The organism is Pseudomonas sp. S36 (genome assembly GCF_016647875.1).
Lineage (GTDB): Bacteria > Pseudomonadota > Gammaproteobacteria > Pseudomonadales > Pseudomonadaceae > Aquipseudomonas > Aquipseudomonas parafulva.
Map to the genome: position 1 here is coordinate 173,073 of NZ_JACVVG010000001.1, position 23,105 is coordinate 196,177.

General features: G+C 63.0%; 21 protein-coding genes. 11 read left to right on the forward strand and 10 right to left on the reverse strand.

The annotated features are described in order from the left end of the window. Positions 1-41 precede the first annotated feature (41 nt). A complete protein-coding gene (locus IAE36_RS00725; RefSeq protein ID WP_201161630.1) occupies positions 42-1,049 on the forward strand; it encodes a GlxA family transcriptional regulator in 1,008 nt (335 codons plus the stop codon). Between the two features lie 26 nt (positions 1,050-1,075). Here the strand turns inward: IAE36_RS00725 and IAE36_RS00730 are convergent, their stop codons facing one another. Together IAE36_RS00730 and IAE36_RS00735 are read right to left on the reverse strand one after the other, a co-directional pair. After that, the gene (locus IAE36_RS00730) at positions 1,076-1,747 is read right to left on the reverse strand and encodes a TetR/AcrR family transcriptional regulator (RefSeq protein WP_060481085.1); all 672 of its coding nucleotides are present in this window, start codon (positions 1,745-1,747) and stop codon (positions 1,076-1,078) included. Positions 1,748-1,843: 96 nt separating this feature from the next. Then, positions 1,844-2,725 carry a hypothetical protein gene (locus IAE36_RS00735; RefSeq protein WP_201209682.1) on the reverse strand — a complete coding sequence of 294 codons (882 nt, stop codon included), beginning with the start codon at positions 2,723-2,725 and terminating at the stop codon, positions 1,844-1,846. Positions 2,726-2,922: 197 nt separating this feature from the next. Here IAE36_RS00735 and IAE36_RS00740 point away from each other — a divergent pair, with 197 nt between their 5' ends. The 3 genes from IAE36_RS00740 to IAE36_RS00750 all read left to right on the forward strand — a co-directional run bounded on the left by IAE36_RS00740 (position 2,923) and on the right by IAE36_RS00750 (position 6,255). Then, positions 2,923-3,903: an aliphatic sulfonate ABC transporter substrate-binding protein gene (locus IAE36_RS00740; protein ID WP_201209684.1), complete on the forward strand. Its 981-nt coding sequence runs from the start codon at positions 2,923-2,925 to the stop codon at positions 3,901-3,903. Between the two features lie 17 nt (positions 3,904-3,920). Beyond that, positions 3,921-5,312 (forward strand): LLM class flavin-dependent oxidoreductase, encoded by a 1,392-nt coding sequence (locus tag IAE36_RS00745; protein ID WP_201209686.1) that lies wholly within the window; start codon positions 3,921-3,923, stop codon positions 5,310-5,312. A gap of 106 nt (positions 5,313-5,418) precedes the next feature. Next, positions 5,419-6,255: a bifunctional allantoicase/(S)-ureidoglycine aminohydrolase gene (locus IAE36_RS00750; RefSeq protein WP_060481089.1), complete on the forward strand. Its 837-nt coding sequence runs from the start codon at positions 5,419-5,421 to the stop codon at positions 6,253-6,255. A 57-nt stretch (positions 6,256-6,312) separates the two neighbouring features. On the opposite strand, the gene sodC is transcribed toward IAE36_RS00750, so the two are convergent. The 3 genes from sodC to ggt all read right to left on the reverse strand — a co-directional run bounded on the left by sodC (position 6,313) and on the right by ggt (position 9,669). Beyond that, entirely contained in the window at positions 6,313-6,828 is a 516-nt protein-coding gene (sodC, locus tag IAE36_RS00755; RefSeq protein WP_201209687.1) for a superoxide dismutase family protein, read from the reverse strand. A 102-nt stretch (positions 6,829-6,930) separates the two neighbouring features. Next, a complete protein-coding gene (locus tag IAE36_RS00760; RefSeq protein ID WP_201209688.1) occupies positions 6,931-7,812 on the reverse strand; it encodes a LysR family transcriptional regulator in 882 nt (293 codons plus the stop codon). A gap of 66 nt (positions 7,813-7,878) precedes the next feature. Next, the gene (gene ggt, locus IAE36_RS00765) at positions 7,879-9,669 is read right to left on the reverse strand and encodes a gamma-glutamyltransferase (RefSeq protein WP_201209689.1); all 1,791 of its coding nucleotides are present in this window, start codon (positions 9,667-9,669) and stop codon (positions 7,879-7,881) included. 192 nt (positions 9,670-9,861) lie between these two features. Between ggt and IAE36_RS00770 the strand changes: the two genes are divergently transcribed. Together IAE36_RS00770 and IAE36_RS00775 are read left to right on the forward strand one after the other, a co-directional pair. Beyond that, positions 9,862-10,260, forward strand: coding sequence for a MerR family transcriptional regulator (locus IAE36_RS00770; protein WP_060481093.1), 399 nt, complete (start codon positions 9,862-9,864; stop codon positions 10,258-10,260). Positions 10,261-10,277: 17 nt separating this feature from the next. Continuing rightward, complete coding sequence (locus tag IAE36_RS00775) at positions 10,278-11,177, forward strand: hydroxymethylglutaryl-CoA lyase (RefSeq protein ID WP_201209690.1); 900 nt, start codon at positions 10,278-10,280, stop codon at positions 11,175-11,177. A gap of 534 nt (positions 11,178-11,711) precedes the next feature. Here the strand turns inward: IAE36_RS00775 and IAE36_RS00780 are convergent. Beyond that, entirely contained in the window at positions 11,712-12,230 is a 519-nt protein-coding gene (locus IAE36_RS00780; RefSeq protein ID WP_028633854.1) for an MgtC/SapB family protein, read from the reverse strand. Between the two features lie 169 nt (positions 12,231-12,399). Here IAE36_RS00780 and IAE36_RS00785 point away from each other — a divergent pair, with 169 nt between their 5' ends. From IAE36_RS00785 to IAE36_RS00800, 4 genes are all read left to right on the forward strand, one after another. Continuing rightward, complete coding sequence (locus IAE36_RS00785; protein ID WP_201209691.1) at positions 12,400-12,639, forward strand: DUF3203 family protein; 240 nt, start codon at positions 12,400-12,402, stop codon at positions 12,637-12,639. A 120-nt stretch (positions 12,640-12,759) separates the two neighbouring features. Then, a complete protein-coding gene (gene ccoG, locus IAE36_RS00790) occupies positions 12,760-14,163 on the forward strand; it encodes a cytochrome c oxidase accessory protein CcoG (RefSeq protein WP_201209692.1) in 1,404 nt (467 codons plus the stop codon). Positions 14,164-14,213: 50 nt separating this feature from the next. Further along, entirely contained in the window at positions 14,214-15,623 is a 1,410-nt protein-coding gene (gene mapR / locus IAE36_RS00795) for a GntR family transcriptional regulator MpaR (protein WP_201209694.1), read from the forward strand. Positions 15,624-16,134: 511 nt separating this feature from the next. Next, complete coding sequence (locus IAE36_RS00800) at positions 16,135-17,751, forward strand: ATP-binding protein (protein ID WP_442967435.1); 1,617 nt, start codon at positions 16,135-16,137, stop codon at positions 17,749-17,751. On the opposite strand, the gene IAE36_RS00805 is transcribed toward IAE36_RS00800, so the two are convergent. The 4 genes from IAE36_RS00805 to IAE36_RS00820 form a co-directional block, all read right to left on the reverse strand. Then, entirely contained in the window at positions 17,735-18,481 is a 747-nt protein-coding gene (locus IAE36_RS00805) for an SDR family oxidoreductase (protein ID WP_201209698.1), read from the reverse strand. The genes IAE36_RS00800 and IAE36_RS00805 overlap by 17 nt on opposite strands. A 105-nt stretch (positions 18,482-18,586) precedes the next feature. Then, the gene (locus tag IAE36_RS00810; RefSeq protein ID WP_201209700.1) at positions 18,587-20,122 is read right to left on the reverse strand and encodes a DHA2 family efflux MFS transporter permease subunit; all 1,536 of its coding nucleotides are present in this window, start codon (positions 20,120-20,122) and stop codon (positions 18,587-18,589) included. Beyond that, the gene (locus IAE36_RS00815) at positions 20,119-21,312 is read right to left on the reverse strand and encodes an HlyD family secretion protein (RefSeq protein ID WP_201161617.1); all 1,194 of its coding nucleotides are present in this window, start codon (positions 21,310-21,312) and stop codon (positions 20,119-20,121) included. Before IAE36_RS00815 ends, IAE36_RS00810 begins: the two co-directional genes overlap by 4 nt. Before the next feature lie 30 nt (positions 21,313-21,342). Beyond that, positions 21,343-21,816, reverse strand: coding sequence for a MarR family winged helix-turn-helix transcriptional regulator (locus IAE36_RS00820; RefSeq protein ID WP_201209702.1), 474 nt, complete (start codon positions 21,814-21,816; stop codon positions 21,343-21,345). A 277-nt stretch (positions 21,817-22,093) separates the two neighbouring features. On the opposite strand from IAE36_RS00820, the gene IAE36_RS00825 reads away from it, so the two are divergent. Further along, a complete protein-coding gene (locus IAE36_RS00825) occupies positions 22,094-23,098 on the forward strand; it encodes a FecR family protein (protein WP_201209704.1) in 1,005 nt (334 codons plus the stop codon). Positions 23,099-23,105 lie beyond the last annotated feature (7 nt).

Sequence of the window (23,105 nt, forward strand, 5' to 3'; positions counted from 1 at the left end):
CCGGCCACACTCAGCGGGCCAGCCAGCAAGCGGAGTCCAGAGTGGCCACAGCACGTCAGTTCAGCAAGAAGACCAGTACCAGCAACATGCTGAGGCTGAAGTCTGCCAGCGCCAGCGCGCTGACACCCTATCGGGTTGATTTCGTCCTGCTCGAACACTTCTCCATGGCCAGCTTCACCGTGGCCATGGACGTGCTGGTCACGGCCAACTTGCTGCGCGCTGACAGCTTCCAGTTCACCCCGCTGTCCCTCGACGGTGACCGGGTGCTCAGTGACCTGGGGCTGGAACTGGTGGCCACCGAACTGTCGCCCCAGGCACTCAAACACCTGGACCTGCTGGTGATCTGCGGCGGCCTGCGCACGCCCCTGAAATACCCGGAGCTGGACCGCCTGCTGGACGACTGCGCCAGCCAGGGCATGGCCCTTGGCGGCCTGTGGAACGGCGCCTGGTTTCTCGGCCGCGCCGGGGTGCTGGACGATTATGGTTGCAGTATCCACCCCGAACAACGCGCCAGCCTGTCGGAACGCAGCCCGCAGACGCGCATCACCCCGGCCAGCTTCACGCTCGACCGCGACCGCCTCAGCGCCGCCAGCCCCAATGGGGCCATGGAACTGATGCTGGGCCTGGTGCGCAGGCTGTACGGTGACGGCCTCGCCGAGGGAGTGGAGGAAATCCTGTCGTTCTCGGGCGCACGCTACAGGCAGGTTGGCCCAGGCGCGAAAAAATCGATGAGCCTGCACCTGCGCACCATTGTCGAGCTGATGGAAAACAACCTGGAGGAAACCCTCAGCCTCGACCAGCTCGCCGCCTACAGCGGCCGCTCGCGGCGGCAGATCGACCGGCTGTTCCAGGCGCAGCTGGGGACGTCACCCCGGCGGTACTACATGGAGCTGCGCATCACCAAGAGCCGCCGGCTGCTGCAGTATTCCGACCTCTCGGTGATGGAGGTGGCCGTGGCCTGTGGCTTTGTGTCGGTGTCCCACTTCAGCAAATGCTACGCAGCGTATTTTGGCTACCCGCCTTCACGTGAACAGCGGCTGGGGGACTGAGCACCCCATTGCACAGGTGGGCCGGCTCAGGCGCGGATGTACCCCAATACTGCGTCGCAGATCATCGCCTTGTGGCGCTGCTTGATGTCGTCGTCCAGCAGGTCGATCTGGAAGATTTCACCGAAGGTATGCCGGTTGGACACCCGGTAGAAGCAGAACGCGCTCATCAGCATGTGCAGGTCGATCACCTGAATGCCTGCGCGGAACACGCCTTCCTGCACGCCCCGCTGCAAGGTGTTGCCCAGCGCCTGCAGCACCAGGCTACTCATTTCGCGAATGACCGGTGACTGCTTGACGTATTCACCGTAATGGATGTTTTCGGTGCAGATGATCCGCACGAAGTCGACATTGCGGTCATGGTGATCGAAGGTGAACTCCACCAGCCGGCGGATGGCCTGCTCGGCCGGCAATGATTCCAGGTCCAGGCTTTGCTCGGTCTTGCGAATGTCGCCATACAGCTTGACCAGGCACTCGCAATACAGCTGCTCCTTGCTGCCGAAGTAGTAGTAGATCATGCGCTTCGAAGTTGCGGTGCGTTCGGCAATGGCATCCACCCGTGCCCCAGCCAGGCCCTGCTGGACAAACTCGATGATGGCGGCCTGAAGGATGTCCTCACGGGTTTTTTCGGGGTTGTTCTTGCGCGTGCGGCGCCCCCGTTCTTGTTCGTGTGGGCCGGGGCTGACTACGGAATCACTCATACCACTCACAGGCTCTTTATTGGAATGTGCGCGGATTATCCGTGAGCCGGGCGGTGCAGGGAAGCGTGGCGTTGGTCGCAGGGCTTCCGCCCGCCATCACTGGTTGGCGACCTGGGTGGGCTCGGCGGGCGGTGCCAAATGCAGTACGCGGTTGCGCCCACCTTCGGCGAGCAGGTAACCCCCTTTGCCGTCGGCCACGATCGACTGCGGCGCCTTGAGGAACGACAGCACGGTCTGCTGCGTGCCATCGGGGCGAATGCGCAGCAGCCGGGCCCGGTGCGTGTTGTCTTCGCTGATCCACAGGCCGCGCTGGTCGCAGTACAGGAAGGTGGGGTTGCTAAGGCCCTCGACCACGACCGGGTCTTTGCCGTCCTTGGACAATGCCCTCACCCGGCCATCGGCCTTTTGGGTGTACAACAGGCGACCGTCGCACCGGGTAAGGCCTTCGGCTTCGGTCAAACCCGAGCGCAGCACATCGACGTGCCCGTTACGCCAGTCATAGCGCATCAGGCGGCCATCGCCCTTGCGGTCTTCAACAGCGTACAGGTGGTCACCCTCATTCCACAGGCCCTGTACGGCGATGCCGTCGAACAACGGCGTTACCTGGCCGTTACGGGCCAGGCTGACCGGCGCAAGCCCTCCTTCCTGGCTGAACACCCAGCCACCTCTCGCGGCGACCATACCGTCCGGTTTGGACAATTTATCGATGAGCACTTTGCGCTCGCCGTCGGCGGTGATCCGCAAGATGCTGCCGCGGCCGTCATCCAGTTCACGGCTGACCAGCAGGCTGCCGTCGGCCTGCGGCAACAGCGATGCCGCCTTGGCGACGTCCGTGTGCAGCACGTCTACATCCCAGCCAGGTGCGGCTTGTACGGGGTAGAAACTTTGCCAGGCAAAAAAGCCGAGGGTGGCGATCACCAGGCCAGAGGTGGCGGCAAAAGCCAGGCGGGTGCTGCGCTTGCGCAGGGTCAGCGGCATACAGGGGCTCCATTATTCTGCGCGTGATCCTATCAACCAGATGTGAAAAAAATGTCGAGCGCAGGACGATCATTACAAAACAAAAGGATATATAAATAACAAAATGATATAGCCATTAGAAATATAAAAATTGAAAGTTTGTGATTGGCTGCTTAGTTTTGATGGCATTCATTACCTCTCGCCCCAGGAGACCTGCCATGCCCAATCGCGTTTTTTCACCCCTGCGCCGCCTATTGGTGGGCGGTCTGCTGGCAGGCCTTGCCGGCGCCCTGCTCCCCACCTCGTCAGCGGTGGCCGATGAGGCCAAAACCCTGCGTATCGGTTATCAGAAGTTCAACAGCATCAACATCCTCAAAGGCAGTGGCGCACTGGAAAAAGCCCTGGCACCCCAAGGCGTGACAGTGAGCTGGCATGAGTTCGCCGCCGGCCCACAGTTGCTCGAAGCCCTTAGCACAGGTGCCATCGACCTCGGCCATGCAGCGGATGCCCCCTCGGTATTCGCCCAGGCTGCCGGCAAGCCGGTGGTCTACCTGGCTGCCGAGCAGCCTTACCCACGTGGCATCGGCCTGGTGGTGCGCGAACAGGACCAGCTGACCGCGGTGCAGGACCTCAAGGGCAAGCGCGTTGCCACCGGCCGCGGCTGGAACGCCCAATACCTGCTGGCTGTTGCCTTGGAGCAGGCCGGCCTGAGCTACCAGGACATCACTCCCGCCTACGTCAACAACGCCGCCGATGCTGTGGCGGCGCTGCAATCAGGTAGCGTACAGGCGGCGACACTGTGGGACCCGTTCCTGGCTGCCGCCGAAAGCCAGCCCGGCCTGAAAAACCTGCGTGATGGCACCGGTCTGTCCAACAACCGCACCTTCTACCTCTCCACTGCCCCATTTGCCGACCAGAACCGCGCCTTGCTCAAAACGTTCTTCGCCGAGCTGGCCAAGGTCAGCCAGTGGGCCAATACCAAGCCGGCCGACGTCGCGGCCTTGCTGGCGCCACAGCTGGGTATCAGCGCCAGCGTGCTGGAGGTGGCCAGCGAACGGCGCAACTACAATGCCGTGCCCATCACCCCACAGATCGTTGCCGAACAGCAGAAGCTGGCGGATACCTTCCAGGGGCTTGGCCTGATCCCGCGCAAGTTGCAGGTGGCCGATGCGGTCTACCCCACTTCCGTACTGCCTTGAACCGGAGTCTGCCTGCCATGCCCCGCCCTATCCGCTTCAATGCGTTCAGCATGAATGCCGCCAGCCATCAATCCCCCGGCCTGTGGCGCCACCCGCGCAATACCAGCGTGGCTTTCAACCAACTGAGCTACTGGACCGACCTGGCCCGGCTGCTGGAAAAGGGCTTGTTCGATGCGCTGTTCATCGCCGACGTGCTGGGTATCTACGATGTCTACCAGGGCAGCGCGGATGCGGCGTTGCGCGGTGGCGTGCAAGTGCCGGTGAATGACCCGTTACTGCTGGTGCCTGCCATGGCCGGCGTTACCGAGCACCTGGGCTTTGGTGTGACCTTTTCCCTCACTTATGAACACCCCTACCCGTTCGCACGGCGCATGTCCACGCTCGATCACCTGAGCAATGGGCGCGTGGGGTGGAACATCGTGACCGGCTACCTGGACAGCGCCGCCCGCAACCTGGGGCTGCCCAGGCAACTGGGGCACGATGAACGCTATGACCTGGCTGAAGAGTACCTTGAGGTGCTGTACAAGCTTTGGGAAAAAAGCTGGGAGGATGATGCCGTGGTGCTGGACCGTGAAAGCGGCCGTTACACCGACCCCTCGCGCGTGCATCTCATTGAACATGCTGGGGAGCACTTCCAGGTGCCGGGCATGCACCTGTGCCAGCCGTCGCCACAACGTACACCGGTTCTGTTCCAGGCCGGCGCGTCAGCGCGCGGTCAGCAATTTGCGGCGCGGCATGCCGAATGCGTGTTCATCAGCGGGCCGACGCCGACGGTGCTGCGCCGCTACGCCGAGGGCGTGCGCCAGGCCGCTGCGGCGGTGGGGCGTGGCCGTGATCAGGTGCTGATCTACGCCCAGGCGCTGCTGATCGTTGCGCCCACCCATGACGAGGCCCAGGCCCGCTTCGATGAATACCGCCGGTACGTGGACCTGGATGCTGCGCTGGCGCTGCTGTCCGGGTGGACGGGCATCGATTTCGCAGGCCTGGACCCTGACGCGCCCATAGAATACGTGGAAAACGACGCCGGCCGCGCGGCGCTGGCGGCCTTCACCGCGGCCGACCCAGAGCGGCGCTGGACGGTTGCCGAAGCGGCACGGTTCATTGGCCTGGGTGGGCGCGGCCCGGTACTGCTCGGCACGCCGGCAGAGGTGGCTGACCAGCTGGAGCACTGGATGGACCAGACCGGTATCGATGGTTTCAACCTGACCTATGCCGTGCAGCCGGACGACCTGACCCACGTTGTGGAACTGCTGGTGCCGGAGTTGCAGCGGCGCGGCCGCTACCCGCTGCAGTATGCCGACGGTACGTTGCGCAACAAGCTGTTTGGCAACGGTGACAGGCTGCCCCGCCAGCACGCGGGGCAGCACGTCAGTATTCAGCCAGCAAATACCGGGTATTCCAACATTTAATTTGTGGATGCGCCCGGCTCGCCCCTATTCTGTCGCCACGTCCCCTGCGCCGCACCGGCCGGTGCGGTTCACGGCATGGGGATAGAACAACAAGTCGAGATCATCCATGTCGAAACACACCTACTTCGCCCCCCACGGTGGGCACCCGGCTCAAACCGAGCTGCTGACTGACCGTGCCATGTTCACCGAAGCCTATGCTGTAATCCCCAAAGGCGTGATGCGTGACATCGTCACCAGCCACCTGCCGTTCTGGGACAAGATGCGCATGTGGGTCATCGCCAGGCCTTTGACCGGTTTTGCCGAGACCTTCTCCCAGTACATCGTCGAAGTCGCACCAGAAGGCGGCAGCGAGCGGCCTGAACTGGACCCCAACGCAGAGGCCGTGGTGTTCATCGTCGAAGGTGAACTGGACATCACCGTGGAAGGCAAGCACCACACCCTGGTGCCGGGCGGGTATGCGTTCCTGGCCCCGGGTGCTGAATGGAGCCTGCGCAACAACAGCAAGGCCAACGTCACATTCCACTGGCTGCGCAAGCACTACCAGAAGGTGGAAGGCCTCGACGTGCCCGAATCGTTCGTGACCCATCGCGACAACGCCACCGTCATCGAAATGCCCGGCACCGAAGGCCGCTGGATTACCACGCGCTTTGTGGACATGGCCGACATGCGCCATGACATGCACGTGAACATCGTTACCTTCCAGCCAGGCGGCGTGATCCCGTTCGCCGAAACCCATGTGATGGAACATGGCCTGTACGTGCTGGAGGGCAAGGCGGTTTACCGCCTGAACCAGGACTGGGTCGAGGTGGAAGCTGGCGACTTCATGTGGCTGCGCGCCTTCTGCCCGCAAGCCTGCTATGCCGGTGGCCCAGGTAACTTCAGCTACCTGTTGTACAAGGACGTGAACCGCCACGTACACCTGACGCTGAACCCCAAGCGCTGAGGCATCGGGGCCGCTTGCCGGCCCCGACTGCGCAAAAAGCGCCCGTTTGCGGCGGGGTTACTGAACGACCCCGCACGCCATCCGCGCACCACCGCCACCCAGCTTCTCAGGGTGGTCACTGTGGTTGTCGCCGCCGGCATGCACCATCAGGGCATGGCCTTTGAAGTCCTCTGCCTTCAGGCGCGGCGCCAGTACCGGGTAGGTCGCCTTGCCATCTGCACCTACATAAAGGGCAGGCAAGTCACCGCGGTGGCCGCTGTCATCGTACGGGCCTTTGTGTGCGTTGGTTTTGTCTGGGTCCCAGTGCCCACCGGCAGCCCCCGCCGGTACGGCCTTGCCGGCGTCTTCAGACGGCGCGCAGGATGCATTTTGATGCAGGTGGAAGCCATGCACGCCAGGCGGAAGGTCTTTCAGATCAGGCGTGAGCAAGGTGCCATACTTGTTCTGCTCAATGCTGATGGTGCCGATCGACTTGCCTGGGCCGTCGGGGCCCGCGAGCTTCAGCTCCACCGTCTGCGCGGCCTGGGCAAGGCCGGTGGTGGCCAGCAATGCGGCGAATACAGCTGCTTTCATAGGGGTTCTCCTTGGCTGAAAAGGGCGGGCGTCGTACCCACGTAAAGCATGGGACTACGCCCCATGCCAGTCATTCCATCCTGCCACAGCCTGAAACACTTGTTAGAGGCTGCCGCCTGCCAGCAACTGCTGCAGCACACCGGCCAACGCCTTGACCATGGCGTCCGCTGCCGACCGGTGCACGATGACGATTTCATAGCTGTCTATCTCTGGCAGCCCTTGCCCGGCGCCGAGAATCTGGTGGTCAGCCGTGGCCGCCCGGGGTGGCAGCAGGCTGATGCCCATGCCATCGGCCACCGCTGCCTGGATACCACTGAGGCTTGAGCTGGTGAAGCTGATGCGCCAGCGCCTCCCAGTGCTCTCAATGGCATTGATCATGTCCTCGCGGTACAGCCCGCGTGGCGGGAACGTCACCAGTGGCACCGGGTCCAGCTCGAAAGCAGGTTGCCGTGCGCTGTCTATCCACTGCAGGCGTTCTGGCCAGGAAGCGATGCCTTCACGGGTGCCCCGCCGCTGCTTGAGCAGCATCAGGTCCAGTTCGCCGTTGTCGTAGGCCTGGCTCAGGTCGCGGCACAAGCCGCTGGTCACCTCCAGCTTCACCTGCGGGTGCTGGCGGCTGAAGGCCGACAAGGCGTTGGTGGTGCGCCCGCCGACAAAGTCCTCGGGCACGCCCAAGCGCACCGTGGTGCCCACCATGGCGCCGGCCAGGGCTTCGAGCATCTGGTCATTCAGGGCCAACATGTGGCGGGCATAGCCCAGCAGCGTCTGCCCGGCGTCAGTGGGCAGCACGTCGCGGTTGCCACGCACCAGCAAGCGGTGCCCGACCATGTCCTCCAGGCGCCGCACCTTCTGGCTGATGGTCGACTGGGTGGAGTGCAGCCGTGTGGCCGCCGTGGTGAAACTGCCGCAGTCGGCCACCACCACGATGGCCCGCAGCAGGTCGAGGTCGAACAAGGCTGTATTCGATTTGGCGCCGACGGTCATGGTGACATTCATTTCCCAAATGCAGAGGCTGCGTTCTAGCACGCTCGCCCAAAGCCTGCAAAGCACTCAGTCACCGACCGCAACCCCTTCGCGTCGCGGGTCCGCACCGCCCACCCAGCCTGCTGCGCTGCGCTGGATGATCTGCAGCCCGCTGGTCATCGCCATGGGCGTCACGTCATGCCCCCAGGCCGCCAGTTGCCGTATCAGCGCCGGGCTGGTCAGGCCGGCCTCCACTTCAGTGCCCGCATTACGGCTGCCGAAGTTGGGCAGGCCGGCAGCCTGTTGCGGGTTCAGCTTCCAGTCCAGCAGGCCGATCAAGGCCTTGCTCACGTAGCCGATGATCTGCGAACCGCCAGGTGAGCCAAGGCTTGCCACCCATTCGCCGCTGCCGCGCGCGAACACCAGCGTCGGCGCCATGGCTGACAATGGCCGCTTGCCGGGTTGCACACGGTTGGCCACTGGCCTGCCCTGCTCCTGGGCGATGAATGAAAAGTCGGTAAGGTGATTGTTCAGCAAGAACCCTTTGACCATCAGGTGTGAACCGAACGCCGCCTCAACCGACGTCGTCATGGCCAGGGCCTGACCACGGTCATCGACAGCGCTGACGTGCGAGGTGGAGATGCGCAGCGGTGAACGGTCAGGCGCCAGTGCCAGGCTGGCGCCCTGAGGCTGCCCCGGGCGGGCCCGCTTCATGCTGTACTCCCCCACCAGCGCCGCACGGCGGCTCAGGTAGGCAGGGTCGGTCATGGCCTTCACCGGTACCGGTACGTAATCGCTATCGGCCAGGTATTGCGCGCGATCGGCATAGGCCAGGCGCTCAGCTTCGGCGATCAGGTGCACCGCACGGGGCGTTGCCTCCAACCGGGCAGCGGACGGCACAGGCTGCGGTGGCAGGCGGGCCAGGTCATTGGCTGACGATGTTTTTTGCAGCGCGTCGAGGATGCCCAAGGTCTGCAGCACCGCTACCCCACCTGAAGACGGCGGCGGCATGCCGCAGATACGCCACGCCTTGTAGGGGCCACACACCGGCTCGCGCTGCTTGGCCTGGTAGTGCTGCAGGTCTTGCAGTGTCAGGTAGCCCGCATTGGTGTGGGCCTGCACGGTTGTGACGATGGCCTGGGCAATGTCGCCCTGGTAGAACGCCCCGGCCCCTTGCTCGGCGATCTGCCCCAGGGTGTGCGCCAGCTCAGGGTTGCGCAGCAGGGTCCCGACCGCCAGCGGCCGCCCATGCTCATCAAGGAAGTAGCGGGCCATGGCCGGTGAGCGGGCAACATAGGGGTCGCCGGCCAACAGCGTGTGCAGCCGTTCAGATACCGGGAAACCGTCGCGGGCCAAGGTAATCGCTGGCGCGAACAGCGCGCGCCAAGGCAGCTTGCCATGCTGGGCATGGGCCAGTTCCAAGGCCCGGAGCACACCCGGCACGCCGACGGCACGGCCACCGATCTGCGCCTCGCGGAACGGCATGGGCGTGCCATCAGGGCCGAGGAACAGCGTCTCGCTCACCGCTGCCGGCGCTGTTTCGCGCCCGTCGAATGCCTGCACCTGTTGGCCATCCCAGTACAGGATGAACGCGCCACCGCCAATGCCACTGGATTGAGGCTCGACCAGGGTCAGCACCATTTGCATGGCAATTGCAGCATCGATGGCGCTGCCACCTGCACGCAGTATTGCCCGCCCTGCCTCGCTGGCAAGCGGGTTGGCAGCCGCCGCCATGTGCTTGCTCGCAGTGACCGGTTGCAGGCCGCTGCGGTAGCCGGAGCTGAGCTCCGGTGGTGCAGGCAGCACCTGATCGGCGTACGTTGATGCAGACGCCAGGAGCAGACACAGCGTGCCGATCAACGGGGTTCCAGGTTTCATGTAGTCGCCTCCTGCGCGGGGCCTCAAGCCAGCCAGGCCCCCTGTGGCAAAAGCGCAGAGGATACAGTCCTAACGCAGTTCGAACAAAACCGCCGCTATCACAACCCTGCCAACCACAGACCCTTCGCTTGCACTTGACGTAAACGTCAACCTGCCTTCAGGATGACCCCGTACCCCACCCAGAGTCACCGCATGAGTACCCAGACCTACAGCATCTCCGACCTGTCCCGCGAGCTGGATATCACCACCCGCGCCATCCGCTTTTATGAGGAACAGGGCCTGCTGCGCCCGGAGCGACGGGGCCTTGAACGCATCTATTCGGCACGTGACAAGGTCAGCCTCAAGCTCATCCTGCGCGGCAAGCGCATCGGGTTTTCCCTCGCCGAATGCCGTGAACTGATCGAGCTGTACGACCCCTCGGGCGGTAACCTCAAGCAGCTCACCAGCATGCTGGCCAAAATCGCCGAACGCCGCGCGCAGCTGGAGCAGCAGATGCTCGATATCCATCAGATGCAGCTTGAGCTGGACACCGCCCAGGAGCGCTGCGAGCAAGCGCTGGCCACCACGCTCGACAACAACGCCAGCCATTGACGCACAGGAACCCCGACATGCCATTGCCCCAATACGCCCGACTGGTTGAAGTAGGCCCCCGTGACGGGCTGCAGAACGAAGCGCAGCACATTAGCGTCGCAGACAAGGTCAGGCTGGTGGACGACCTCACCGCTGCGGGCCTGAGCTACATCGAAGTGGGCAGCTTCGTGTCGCCAAAATGGGTACCCCAGATGGCAGGCTCGGCCGAGGTGTTTGCCGCCATCGGCCAACGCGCGGGTGTCACCTATGCGGCCCTGGCACCTAACCTGCGCGGGTTCGAAGATGCGGTTGCTGCGGGTGTCAGGGAGGTGGCGGTGTTCGCTGCCGCGTCCGAAGCATTTTCGCAGCGCAACATCAACTGCTCCATCAGTGACAGCCTGAAACGCTTCGAGCCGATCATGGAGGCTGCCCGGGCCCAGGGCATCAGGGTGCGTGGTTATGTTTCATGTGTGCTTGGCTGCCCCTATGAGGGGAAGGTCCTGGCCGAGCAGGTAGCGCCCGTTGCCAAAGCGTTGTACGACATGGGCTGTTACGAGGTTTCGCTGGGCGACACCATTGGCACCGGCACCGCAGGCGATACCCGGCGGCTGTTCGAGGTGGTGTCGGCGCAAGTGCCCCGCGAGCAGCTGGCCGGGCATTTCCACGACACCTATGGCCAGGCCCTGGCCAATGTCTATGCCAGCCTGCTGGAAGGTATCAGCGTATTCGACAGCTCGGTAGCGGGCTTGGGTGGCTGCCCCTATGCCAAGGGCGCGACCGGCAATGTGGCCACAGAAGATGTGGTCTACCTGCTGCAGGGGTTGGGTATCGACACCGGCATCGATCTGGGCCGCCTGGTTGCAGCGGGTGAGCGCATCAGTGCCATCCTTGGCCGGCAGAATGGCTCGCGGGTGGCAAGCGCCCGCCGTGCGCAGTGATTCATCAAGGTGTCACGCAGGTGTGCGTCGAGTGTTACCGGCCTGTGCAGGTGAAGTGAAAAAGCGGGTATCAGGGAAACATCTGGACAGCATTTAGTGCTGCAAGCTCAGACCTAAATTTTTCAACTAACTGATTTATAAGGCTTTTTAAAAGTTGGCACGCACCCTGCTATATCTTCCGTACAACAAGAACAACAAAGCAGCGATCAATAAGAACAACAGGTAACGGCTCTGACATAACAAGAACAACACGGCAGAGGCGTAGCAAGCAGATCTTTTTGGAGTCGATAGGCTTTTCGGGGCACGCCCCGCGGCCTGGCACAGAACAATAAAACTACCTTCAGGTAGCCGCAGCCAGGTTCGTATCAGCAGTGATGAAAGCAGGTCAGCGCTCAAAAAAATACGTTTGCTCTTGGCCCCGGATGGGGGCCACCCGCTCCACCAGGGCAGGCTGACAAAAACAACAACAGGCCGGTCCCAATAATAAGAAACAAAGAGCAGGCAACAACGCTTTGAGGGGAGCTTCGGCTCCCCTCAGTGCTTCCTGCCCTCCTCCTCCTCGCGTTTCTCCTCATCCTGCCCCTCGGCTTTTTCTACCAGCACCGGCATCGACCCCAGTACCAGTAATGCCAGCACCGTGCTGATCAGCGCTGTGGCCTCCCGCCCCATGCCGGCAGCCGTGCCAATGGCCGCTGTCATCCACAGACCCGCAGCCGTGGTCAGGCCCTTGACGTGGCTGGTGTCACGGCCGTTGCCCTTCAGGATGGTACCCGCGCCCAGAAAACCAATGCCCGCGACTATCCCCTGGATGACCCGGCTCATAGCCTGCTCGTCAGCGCCCGCCATGCTCGGTGCCAGGACGAACAACGCAGCGCCCAGAGAAACCAGCATGTGCGTACGCACACCCGCCGACTTGCCCCTGTGCTCACGCTCGAACCCCAGCACGGCGCCCAACAGCGCTGCCATCAACAGGCGCACCAAGATGCGTGTTACCTCACGCGCGTCGGTGACATCGGCAAATTCGATCATGATTGCCTGCCAGATAATCTCCACGTCGCGTGTTCCCTCACTGATAGTGTGTTGTTGAACGGCGGCCGCCTCTGCGCGAGCCAGCCAGTGCAGTGTGGACCGTGAAGCGGGGCACAAAGTGCCGGCCGGCGGGTAGTTGCAGTAACCCGCCTGCGCTGGAGGTCCACCGATCACCTACCAAGGAGGACATCCCATGCCTGTTGAAACCAACCCCGAAACTCAGCGCTGCCTGCTCATCTCGGACGGCGTGCGGCTGGAGGCCCAAGGCCCTGACATTGAAATCATCACCGACGAGCGCCTGCGCATGTCCGTTGCGGCGCTGGCAGATCACCGGGTGCCGATCACCGAGGCGGAGGCCGACGCCCTCACCGTTGCAGGTGCGGTCGATAGCCGCAGGCATCTGAAGACCACCGCTCCAGGCTCGATAATCTGAGGCCTGCAGCTCATGCCCGGGTATCTGATATGGTTTTTATCTAAAAATCTGAGCCTGTGCCGATAACAGCCTCAGGGCCATAGTGCTCATGCCTGATCGAGGCCTGATGAGCACGGAGCCATGAACGATAGAATCCCTTATGCAGAGATCGCGGTAGTTCCAGCCAAGGTACAACCAAGGCCCGTTGTGGCCGGTATCCATACCCGCAGCTTCAGCGGCGTTTTCCGAAACCTGCGCATCGGCTTTGCCGGGGCGCTGTTTCTGCTGTTCTTCGGTACAGCCTGGCTCCAGTGGAACGGGCGCCAGGCTGTGCTGTGGGACCTGGGCAACAGCAAGTTCCACATCTTCGGTGCCACGTTCTGGCCCCAGGACTTCATCCTGCTGTCCGCGTTGTTGATCATCTGCGCGTTCGGGCTGTTTGCCATTACGGTTTACGCAGGGCGCGTGTGGTGCGGCTACAGTTGCCCGCAAAGCACGTGGACCTGGCTGTTCATGTGGTGCGAAAAGGTCACCGAGGGCGACCGTAACCAGCGCATCAAACTGGCTGCAGCGCCGTGGAGCGCCAACAAGCTGGTACGCCGGTTGGCCAAGCACAGCCTGTGGCTTGCGATCGGCCTGGTCACCGGCCTGACGTTCGTTGGCTACTTCACCCCGATACGCCCACTGGCGGCAGAGCTGCTGACCCTGCAACTGGGCGGCGTGGCGCTGTTCTGGGTGCTGTTCTTCACCGCGGCCACCTACATCAATGCCGGCCTGCTGCGCGAGGCGGTGTGCCTGCACATGTGCCCGTACGCGCGGTTCCAGAGCGTGATGTTCGACAAGGACACGCTGGCGGTGGCCTACGACCCGCGCCGTGGGGAACGCCGTGGCCCGCGCAAGAAAGGCAGCAACGCCCACGCCCAGGGCCTGGGTGATTGCATCGATTGCACCCTGTGCGTGCAGGTGTGCCCCACCGGCATCGATATCCGTGACGGCCTGCAAATGGCCTGCATCGGCTGCGCCGCGTGCATTGACGCCTGCGACGGTGTCATGGACAAGATGGGCTATGAGCGCGGGCTGATCGGCTACAAGTCCGAACACAGCCTGCAAGGCGGCACCACCCATTGGCTGCGCCCACGCCTGGCCGGTTATGCGCTGGCACTGCTGGTCATGTTCGGTGCGCTGGGGATGGCCTTGTATCTGCGGCCGATGGTGTCGCTGGATGTGATCAAGGACCGTGGCCTGTTCCGCGAAAACGCCCTGGGCCAGATCGAGAACATCTACCTGTTGAAGATCATCAACAAGACCGAACGCACCGGGCACTACCGCTTGCGGCTGCTGGACGCCGATGGTTTCAGCCTGCAGGGCAAAACCCTGTTCACGGTCGCTGCGGGGGACATGAGCGAGCTGCCGGTGTCGGTGGCGATGCTCGCCGACCGCCCCGTCAGCAGCTCACAGCCGCTGGCGTTCGAAATCAGCGACCAGGACGACCCCGCCATCAACAGCGTGGCCCACAGCCGCTTCGTCGCCCCTATGAACCGTTGATCCCTTAAACTGATATCACCTTGCCTGCCAGGCTTCGACAGAAGGCCAGAATGAAACGTTACGAACGCTTCGCCGACGACATTGCCGAACTGATCCGCTCCGGGGTATTGGGCCCCGGTCAGCGCGTCCCTTCGGTACGCTATGCCAGCCAGACCCACGGGGTAAGCCCTTCCACGGTGTTCCAGGCGTATTACCTGCTGGAGCGCCGCGGGCTGATTCGTGCCCGGCCGCGCTCTGGCTACTTCGTCAACGCCCACGCCCCACGGCAGTTCAACGAGCCGCAGGCGTTGCAACCGGCCAGCGAGTCCACCGACGTGGACGTCAGTGCGCTGGTGTTCTCGATCCTCGATTCGATCAAGGACCCGCACACCGTGCCGTTCGGGTCGGCGTTCCCAAGCCCCGAACTGTTCCCGCTGCAACGTCTGTCACGCTCACTGGCCAGCGCCAGCCGCAGCATGGACCCGCGTATGGTGGTGACCGACCTGTCACCGGGCAACCCGCAATTGCGCCGGCAGATCGCCCTGCGCTACATGGTCGGCGGCCTGATGCTGCCCATGGAAGAGCTGCTGATCACCAATGGCGCCCTGGAAGCCCTGAATTTGTGCCTGCAGGCAGTCACCCAGCCGGGTGACCTGGTCGCCATCGAAGCCCCCGCCTTCTACGCCTGCCTGCAGGTGCTGGAGCGGCTAAAGCTCAAAGCGGTGGAAATCCCGGTGCACCCGCGTGAGGGCATGGACCTCGGGACCCTGGCCCAGACCTTGGAAAAACACCCGGTCAAGGCGGTGTGGTGCATGACCACCTTCCAGAACCCGGTAGGTGCCAGCATGCCGGAGGCCAAGAAGCAGGCGTTGGTGGAACTGATTACCCGCCACCAGGTGCCGCTGATCGAGGACGATGTCTACGCAGAACTCTACTACGCACAGCAGGCACCTAAGCCGGCCAAGGCCTTCGACACTCAGGGCCTGGTCATGCACTGCGGGTCGTTCGCCAAAAGCCTGGCCCCGGGCTACCGCATCGGCTGGGTGGCAGCCGGCCGCTTCGCGCAGAAGATCGAGCGGCTGAAACTGATGACCTCGCTGTGCGCCTCGATGCCCGCCCAGGCGGCGATTGCCGATTACCTGCAGCATGGCGGCTACGACCGCCACCTGCGCAAGCTGCGCTACGCACTGGAGGGCCAGCAAGCCAGCATGCTGGCAGCCATCGGGCGCTACTTCCCGGCCCAGACGCGGGTCAGCCAACCGGCAGGGGGGTATTTCCTGTGGCTGGAACTGCCTGAGCAGATAGACGCACTGAAGCTGTTCCACATGGCCCTGGCCCAAGGCATCAGCATTGCGCCAGGGCCGATATTCTCGCCCACACGGCGCTTCGGCAACTGCATCCGCCTGAACTACGGCAGCCCCTGGGGCGACGATGCCGAGCAGGCCATGGCGACCCTTGGCCGTATCATCGCCTCGTTTTGATACAGGCAGCCCATGGTGGGGTGGCGGCCAGCTATAGTTGTCTGACTTAACCGGCCGGACACTTAGCATGCCAGCAGATAACGCCATGGGCTGTATGGAGCAGCTGCAAGCAAGGTTGCACACACTGGAGGCCGAAAATGAGCAACTCAGGCTCAAGGCTGCCAGCTTCGACGCCCTTGCCGGCAACATGGACGAAGGCCTCTGTGTGCTCGAACTGCTGGAGGATGAACATGGCCAGTACTACGACTACCGGCACGTGCTGGCCAACGATGCGTGCGTGCGCCACACCGATCACCCCAAGCACCTTGGCCTGACCGCCCGCGAAACCATCCCCGACGAGGTGGACAGTTGGCTACCCCATTTTGCAGAAGTGGCCCGGTCCGGCCAGTCCGTCCGCTTCGTGGAGCGGCTTGCCGTGTCGGACCGCTGGCTCAACCTGTCGGTCCATCGCCTGGAGCCTGCCTGCAGCAAACGCGTAATCGTGATTTTTACCGGCACCCCAGGCGAGCAGATGGCGGTTGATCGATTGCAGGCGCTTAACAAGGAGCTGGCACAGAAAGTCGGCAGGGCGCAGGCCAACAGCAAATTGCTAGGTGAGTTGGTGGACCACAGTGTCGCCAACGTGTTTGCTGCGGACCGCACCTTCCGGCTGTTGGCCATCAACCGCACGGCGCAGGAGACCTTCATGCGCTGGCGCGGCGTGGTGCCCAAGGTCGGTGAACATATCCCGCGCTTTCTTGCCCATCAGCCTGACATCATCAGCCGGTTGAAACTGTTGTGGCCGAGGATTCTCGCCGGCGAATCGTTCGTCGACACGGTGGACATAGGGCAGCCCGATGCCCAGCGCCATTACGAGGTGCGCTACAACCCGCTGCGTGACGCCGACAACGCCATCCAGGGCGGTTTTTTGTTTGCCTATGACATCACCGAGCGCGTTGCCGAGCAGGCGCGCCTGCGCCAGGTCGAAGAAACCCTGCGCCATTCACAAAAGCTTGAGGCAGTCGGCCAGTTGACCGGGGGTATTTCCCATGATTTCAACAACTTGCTGGGCAGTATTACCGGCGCGCTGGAAATTGCCGCACAACGTCAGGATGAAGGCCGTTACCCCGACGCCTCGCGGCTCATCGGCCTGGCCAGGCAGGACACCCAGCGCGCCGCGGCCCTTGTGCAACGGCTGCTGACCTTTGCACGCCAGCAAACCCTCATGCCGCAACCTGTGGACGTGCACCAACTGGTCGTTGGCATGCACGACCTGATCAAAAGCTCGCTGCACGCCAACATCGATTTCGAGGACAGCACCTGCCCCGGTCAGTGGTTGATCTCCATCGACCCGCCACAGTTGGAAAACGCGTTGCTCAACCTGTGCATCAACGCCCGCGATGCCATGCCGCTGGGTGGCCGGTTGTCCATCCGCAGTACCAATACGGCGGTGGATGCACTGCAAGCCCAACGCCTGCACCTACCCGCCGGCGATTACGTGCAGATACGGGTCAGCGACAGTGGTATCGGGATGCCCAACGAAGTGCTCGAACGCGCCGTGGAGCCGTTTTTCACGACCAAACCGCTGGGCCAGGGTTCTGGGCTTGGGCTGTCGATGGTGTATGGCTTCATCCGCCAGTCCGGCGGCCAGATGAACATCAAGAGTGTGGTGGGGTCAGGCACCTGCATCGACATCTACCTGCCCAAGGACAACGAGGCGACCCTGGCAATGGCGGTTACGCCGGAACCTGCGCAATCCCACTGCCCTGCGCCTAACCACCTGATCATGTTGGTGGAGGACGAGCACACGTTGCGCCTGGTGATCGAGGAATTGCTCGATCACCAGGGGCACACGGTCTATACCTACTCCAGCGGGCGGGATGCGCTGGCCGCCCTGCAGGGTGGGCTGCAGCCAGCCTTGCTGATTACCGACATCGGCTTGCCCGGCGGCGTAGACGGTAAGCAGCTTGCGATGGCGATGCCCGGTGACGCAGCCGTGCTGTACATCACGGGCTACACCAGCGAGCAGGTCAGCCTTGCGCCTTCGCAGCGCGGCGCCATATTGTGCAAACCCTTCGCCCTGACGGCGCTTAGCGAACAGGTCGGGCTGCTGTTGGCAGACCGGGGGCCGATCAGCGGCCGCCACTGAGGTCCACGAAAGTGCCTGTCGAGTAGGAGGCCTTGTCTGACAGCAGCCAGAGGATTGCCTCTGCAACCTCCTGAGGCTGCCCGCCGCGGCCCATGGGCAGGCTGTGCTCAAGTTTGCTGACCCGCTCGGGGTCGCCAGACAGCGCGTGAAAGCCGGTGTGTATATAACCCGGCCTAACCCCGTTAACCCTTACCCCCTCCCCCGCGAGTTCCTTGGCCAGGCCAATGGTGAAGGTGTCCAGCGCACCTTTGGAGGTGGCGTAATCCACGTATTCGTTTGGGGAGCCCAGGCGCGCTGCCATGGACGACACATTGACGATCGCGCCCCCGTGCCCGCCATGGCGGTGCGCCATGCGCAGGACCGCGTGCTTGGCACAGAGCATGGGGCCGACCACGTTGGTTTTCATTATTTTGAGCAGGCGGAATTCCGACATGTCCTCCACGCGGCTCTGCTGGGCAATGGTGCCAGCATTGTTGACCAGTGCAGTGACCGGGCCGAGTTCATGGTCGACACGCCTGAACAGCTGGATGATTTCGTCTTCGACGCTGGCATCGGCGCGCACGGCAATGGCCTTGGCGCCCAGGGCAAGGACCTGGCCAAGGATGGTTTCGGCGGCCTGGTCGTCGGCATGGTAGTTGATGCAAATGCGGTAGCCGTGCCGAGCGGCAAGCAGTGCGGTGGCAGCGCCTATGCCGCGGCTGGCACCGGTGATGACGATGACGTTGTCCATGAGATCACCGTAGGGTTGAGCGGGAAGCTTCAAGCTTCAAGCTTCAAGCTTCAAGCATATTGGATGTGGGTTGGGGTGGCGGGCTCCTGTGAGGCCTCAGGCCCATCAATGCCCACCAGCCCCCGGGCCCGCTTTCGCCGTAAACGGCGGTTTGGCGAACCATACCAACAAAATCAGGCCCGCAAACACCCACGTCATCAACGTAAAGTAATCCACCGTCGACATCATGTAAGCCTGGCCATTGAGAATTTGCTCCAACTGGGCATAGCTGTGCAAATCCGCCCCTCCTAACCGCTCGAGCGCATGCCGCGTGGCAGGGTCGAACTGGCTGATGTGCTCACTCAGATAAGCATGGTGCTGGTCCGCCCGGCGGATCCATATCCAGGTGGTCAACGACGCCGCGAAGCTCCCCCCCAGCGTGCGCAGGAACGTCGCCAGGCCCGACCCATCGGCGATCTGGTGCGGCGGCAGGTCAGACAACAAAATGCTCAACGTCGGCATGAAGAACAACGCCACCCCAATCCCCATGAACAGCTGCACCAGCGCCACGTGCTGGAAGTCCACCTCGCTGGTGAACCCCGCCCGCATGTAACAGCTGGCACCGATGGCCAGAAACGCCAGCCCCGCCAGTACCCGCAAATCAAAACGGTGCGCATACTTGCCCACGAACGGCGACATGATCACCGGCAACAGACCAATAGGCGCCACCGCCAGGCCCGCCCAGGTCGCGGTGTAGCCCATCTGCGTCTGCAGCCATTGCGGCAGGATCAGGTTGATACCGAAGAACCCCGCATACCCCCCCACCAGCACGATAGTGCCCACCCGGAAGTTGCGGTGCACAAACAGGCGCAGGTTGACCACCGGATGCCGGTCGGTGAGCTCCCAGATGACAAAAATCGCCAGGAACACCACCGAAATCAGGCTGCCGATGATGATGAACGATGACTCGAACCAGTCCAGGTCATTACCTTTGTCCAGCACCACCTGCAACGCCCCGACACCCACGATCAACGTCAGCAGGCCGATATAGTCCATCGGTTGCCGGCTGGTCACCACCGGCCGAGTGCGCATTTGCTGGCGCACCACTGCCGCCGCGAACAGGCCAATGGGTATATTGATGAAAAAGATCCACGGCCAGCTGTAACTGTCGGTGATCCAGCCACCCAGTATGGGCCCGGCGATGGGCGCCACCACCGTGACCATCGCCAGCAGGGCCAGTGCCATCCCCCGTTTGGCCGGTGGGTACACTGCAATCAGCAACGTCTGGGTCATCGGATACAACGGCCCCGCCACTACCCCCTGCAGCACCCGGAAGCCCACCAGCTCAGGCATCGACTGGGCAATGCCGCACAGAAACGACGCCAGCACGAACAGCAGCGTCGCCCACAGAAACAGCTTCACCTCGCCGAACCGGCGGCTCAGCCAGCCGGTGAGTGGCAGGGCAATCGCATTGCTCACCGCAAACGAGGTGATGACCCAGGTGCCCTGCTCGTAACTGACCCCCAGGTTGCCGGAAATGGTCGGCAAGGCAACGTTGGCGATGGTGGTGTCAAGCACCTGCATGAACGTTGCCAGCGACAGCCCGATCGTGGTCAGCAACAGGCTGGGCGGGGTGAACTGGGCCGCGGCGTTAGTGCTCATCGCTGGGCCGTCTTGCCAGGTGCGCTGTTGTCACGGATCAGTTGGGCGATCAGCTTGTCTGCCTCTCCCAACTGGCGATCGTAAACTTGCGTGGTGTAGCTGGCCTGCTGCGGCGGTTGCTGGGCCAGGGCGGGGCCGCTCTGGTCATGCAGATCGACCTCGGCCACCGTGGACAGGCCGATGCGCAGGGGGTGATCCCTGAGCTGTTCGGGGTTGATGTGAATGCGCACCGGCACGCGCTGAACGATCTTGATCCAGTTGCCCGTGGCGTTTTGTGCGGGCAGCAGCGCAAAGGCGCTGCCAGTGCCAGCGCCCAAGCTGTCCACAGTGCCTGTGTAGGTGACCGCGCCACCATACAGGTCGGCGCTGATTTCCACCGGCTGGCCAATGCGCATCTGGCGCAGCTGGGTTTCCTTGAAGTTGGCATCGATCCACACCTGGTCCAGCGGTATCACCGCCATGGTGGCAGTGCCCGGCTGCAGGCGCTGCCCCAACTGTACGGTGCGCTTGGCCACATAGCCGGTGACCGGCGCCACCAGTGTGGTACGGGCATGGTCCAGGTAGGCCTTGCGCAGGTCGGCGGCGGCGGCCATGACCTCGGGGTGCGAAGCCACCTCGGTGTCGTCCACCAGCGCCGTGCTGGTGCTGAGCTGCTGGCGGGCACTGTTGACCGCGGCCTGGGCCACGCTCAGGTCGTCGCGGGCATGGGAGAGTTCTTCAGCGGCGATGGCGCCGCTGTCAGCCAGCACCTTGCGCCGGTTGAAATCCTGCTGGGCCTTGCGCAGCTCGGCCTGGCGGGTGTCCAGTTGGGCCTTGAGCGAATCGACGTTGCTGTACAGGCCGCGCACCTGGCGAACGGTGCGCGCCAGGTTGGCCTGAGCAGACTGCAACGCGACCTCGCTGTCGGACGGGTCGAACTGCAGCAACACCTGGCCGGCGTGCACCAGGTCACCGTCATCGGCCCCGATGCTGGTGACAGTGCCTGTGACCAGTGGTGTGATCTCCACCACGTTGCCGTTGACGTAGGCATCATCGGTGCTCTCGTACCAGCGGCCAACCAGGCTGTACCACGCCCAGGTCCCCAGGCCAGCCAGTATGACCAACAGCAACAGGCCCAACAGCCAGACCTTGCGCTTGCGCGACGACTGGGGCGCTTCGGGAGGGTTCTGGGTGTCTGTGGAGGTTTCCATGACGGTACCTTGAAAAAGAGGTGGCAGGGTTCAACGGTCGCCAAAGCGACGGACCGTCAATGGGTCGCCAGCGTTCAGCAGAATCTTGGCCAGCAGGCTTTCGAGCGTTTTCAGCTCGTTGGGCGCCAGCACGCCGCACAGCTCGTTCATGGCCGCGGCGCCAATTTCCGGCAGGCGGTCGGCCAGGCGCTGGCCGTCTTCGGTCAGGGCGATGCGCACCTGTCGACGATCGTCCGGGCAGCGCGCGCGCATCAGCAGCTCCTTCTGCTCCAGCCGGTCGAGCATGCGGGTCATCGACCCGCTGTCCAGCCCCAGGTAACGGCACAACTCAGCCGGGGTATCGACCTGATACTGGGTCACGATGATCAGCACCTTGAACTGTGCAGCCGTCACGCCTTCTGACTCGAGGTGCCAGTCGAGGATGCGGTCCTTGAGAATGGCCGATCGGCCCAGCAGCATGCCGATGGCACAGGTCTGGAAGTTTTCTGGTGAAAAATGAGCCATGGGTGATCGCTCAGGCAATTATGTGAAAATATTACTGCCTAGGCAGTTAATGTCAAAGCCTTGATTAGCGAGCTACGTAAATTTCATTTTTGCGGGTACGCTCGGGTAGCGTCCTATACCCCTGCATGCGATGGGCTTTTTCCACGCGAAGGGTTCTCAAACGCGGGAAATATCGTCAGATTCGGCGAAAAATCGAAATAAATGATTTTGATTCGCCATTACTCCGGTTCTCGTCCAGCCCAGCGCAAGGTTAGAATGCGCAAAACCCGGAGCTGCAATGAACCAAGACCTCCCCAATAAACGCCCTGATGACGCCATCACCGACGCCGCGGCTCACTGGTGCATGCGCCTGCATGCCGATGATTGCCAGGCCGCCGAGCGGGAGGCATTCGCCCACTGGCTGGCGGCAGACCCTCGGCACGCTGTGGAATACCAGGCAATGCTGGAGATCTGGCAAACCGCCGACCTGCTACCCCGCAGGCACGATGTAGCGGTATCACCCAACCGATCAGGCCGGCCAGCACGGGTACGCCGCTGGCGAACCCAGGCCTGCGCAGCGGCTATCGCCCTGGCGGTGCTGCCGCTGGCGGGGTGGATGGGGTGGGAACAAGGCTGGCTGCCCAACCATTACCAGCACGTCGAGGCTGGTGATCGCTTGCAGACCGTGCAGTTGAGCGACGGCAGCACGGTGCAGCTCAACCTCAACACCGAACTGACCTACCTCAACTTCAAGGACCAGCGTCAGGTCACCCTCAAGCGTGGTGAAGCGTTCTTCAGCGTGCAACACGACAGCAGCCACCCGTTCATCGTACGTGCGGGGAACGGCCAGACTCGCGTCACCGGCACTCAATTCAATGTATGGAAGTATCAGGATCAGGTGAAGGTGACCCTGGTGGAAGGTTCGGTGCTGGTGTCCAGCGACGGCAGCGGCGGCTACCGCCTGGGCCCAGGCATGCAGGCCAATTACCGCCAGGGCGACTTCGAGCCGCAACTGGAGCAGCCTGATGACTTTGCCAACACCCTGGCCTGGCGCAGCGGCAAGCTGGTACTGGACAGCATCAGCCTGGAGCAGGCGCTGCCCATGATCAACCGCTACCTGGACAAACCGTTGCGCCTTGCCGATGCCGGTACGGGGCACATCCGCATCAGCGGCGTCTACAACACCCGCGAAGTCGGGCAACTGGTCAATAACCTGCCCAAAGTATTGCCGGTTTACCTGACCCGCAGCAAGGATGGCAGCACCGTGCTCAACCGCATTTCGCCACCCCCGCGCAAGGGCTGACGCCCTC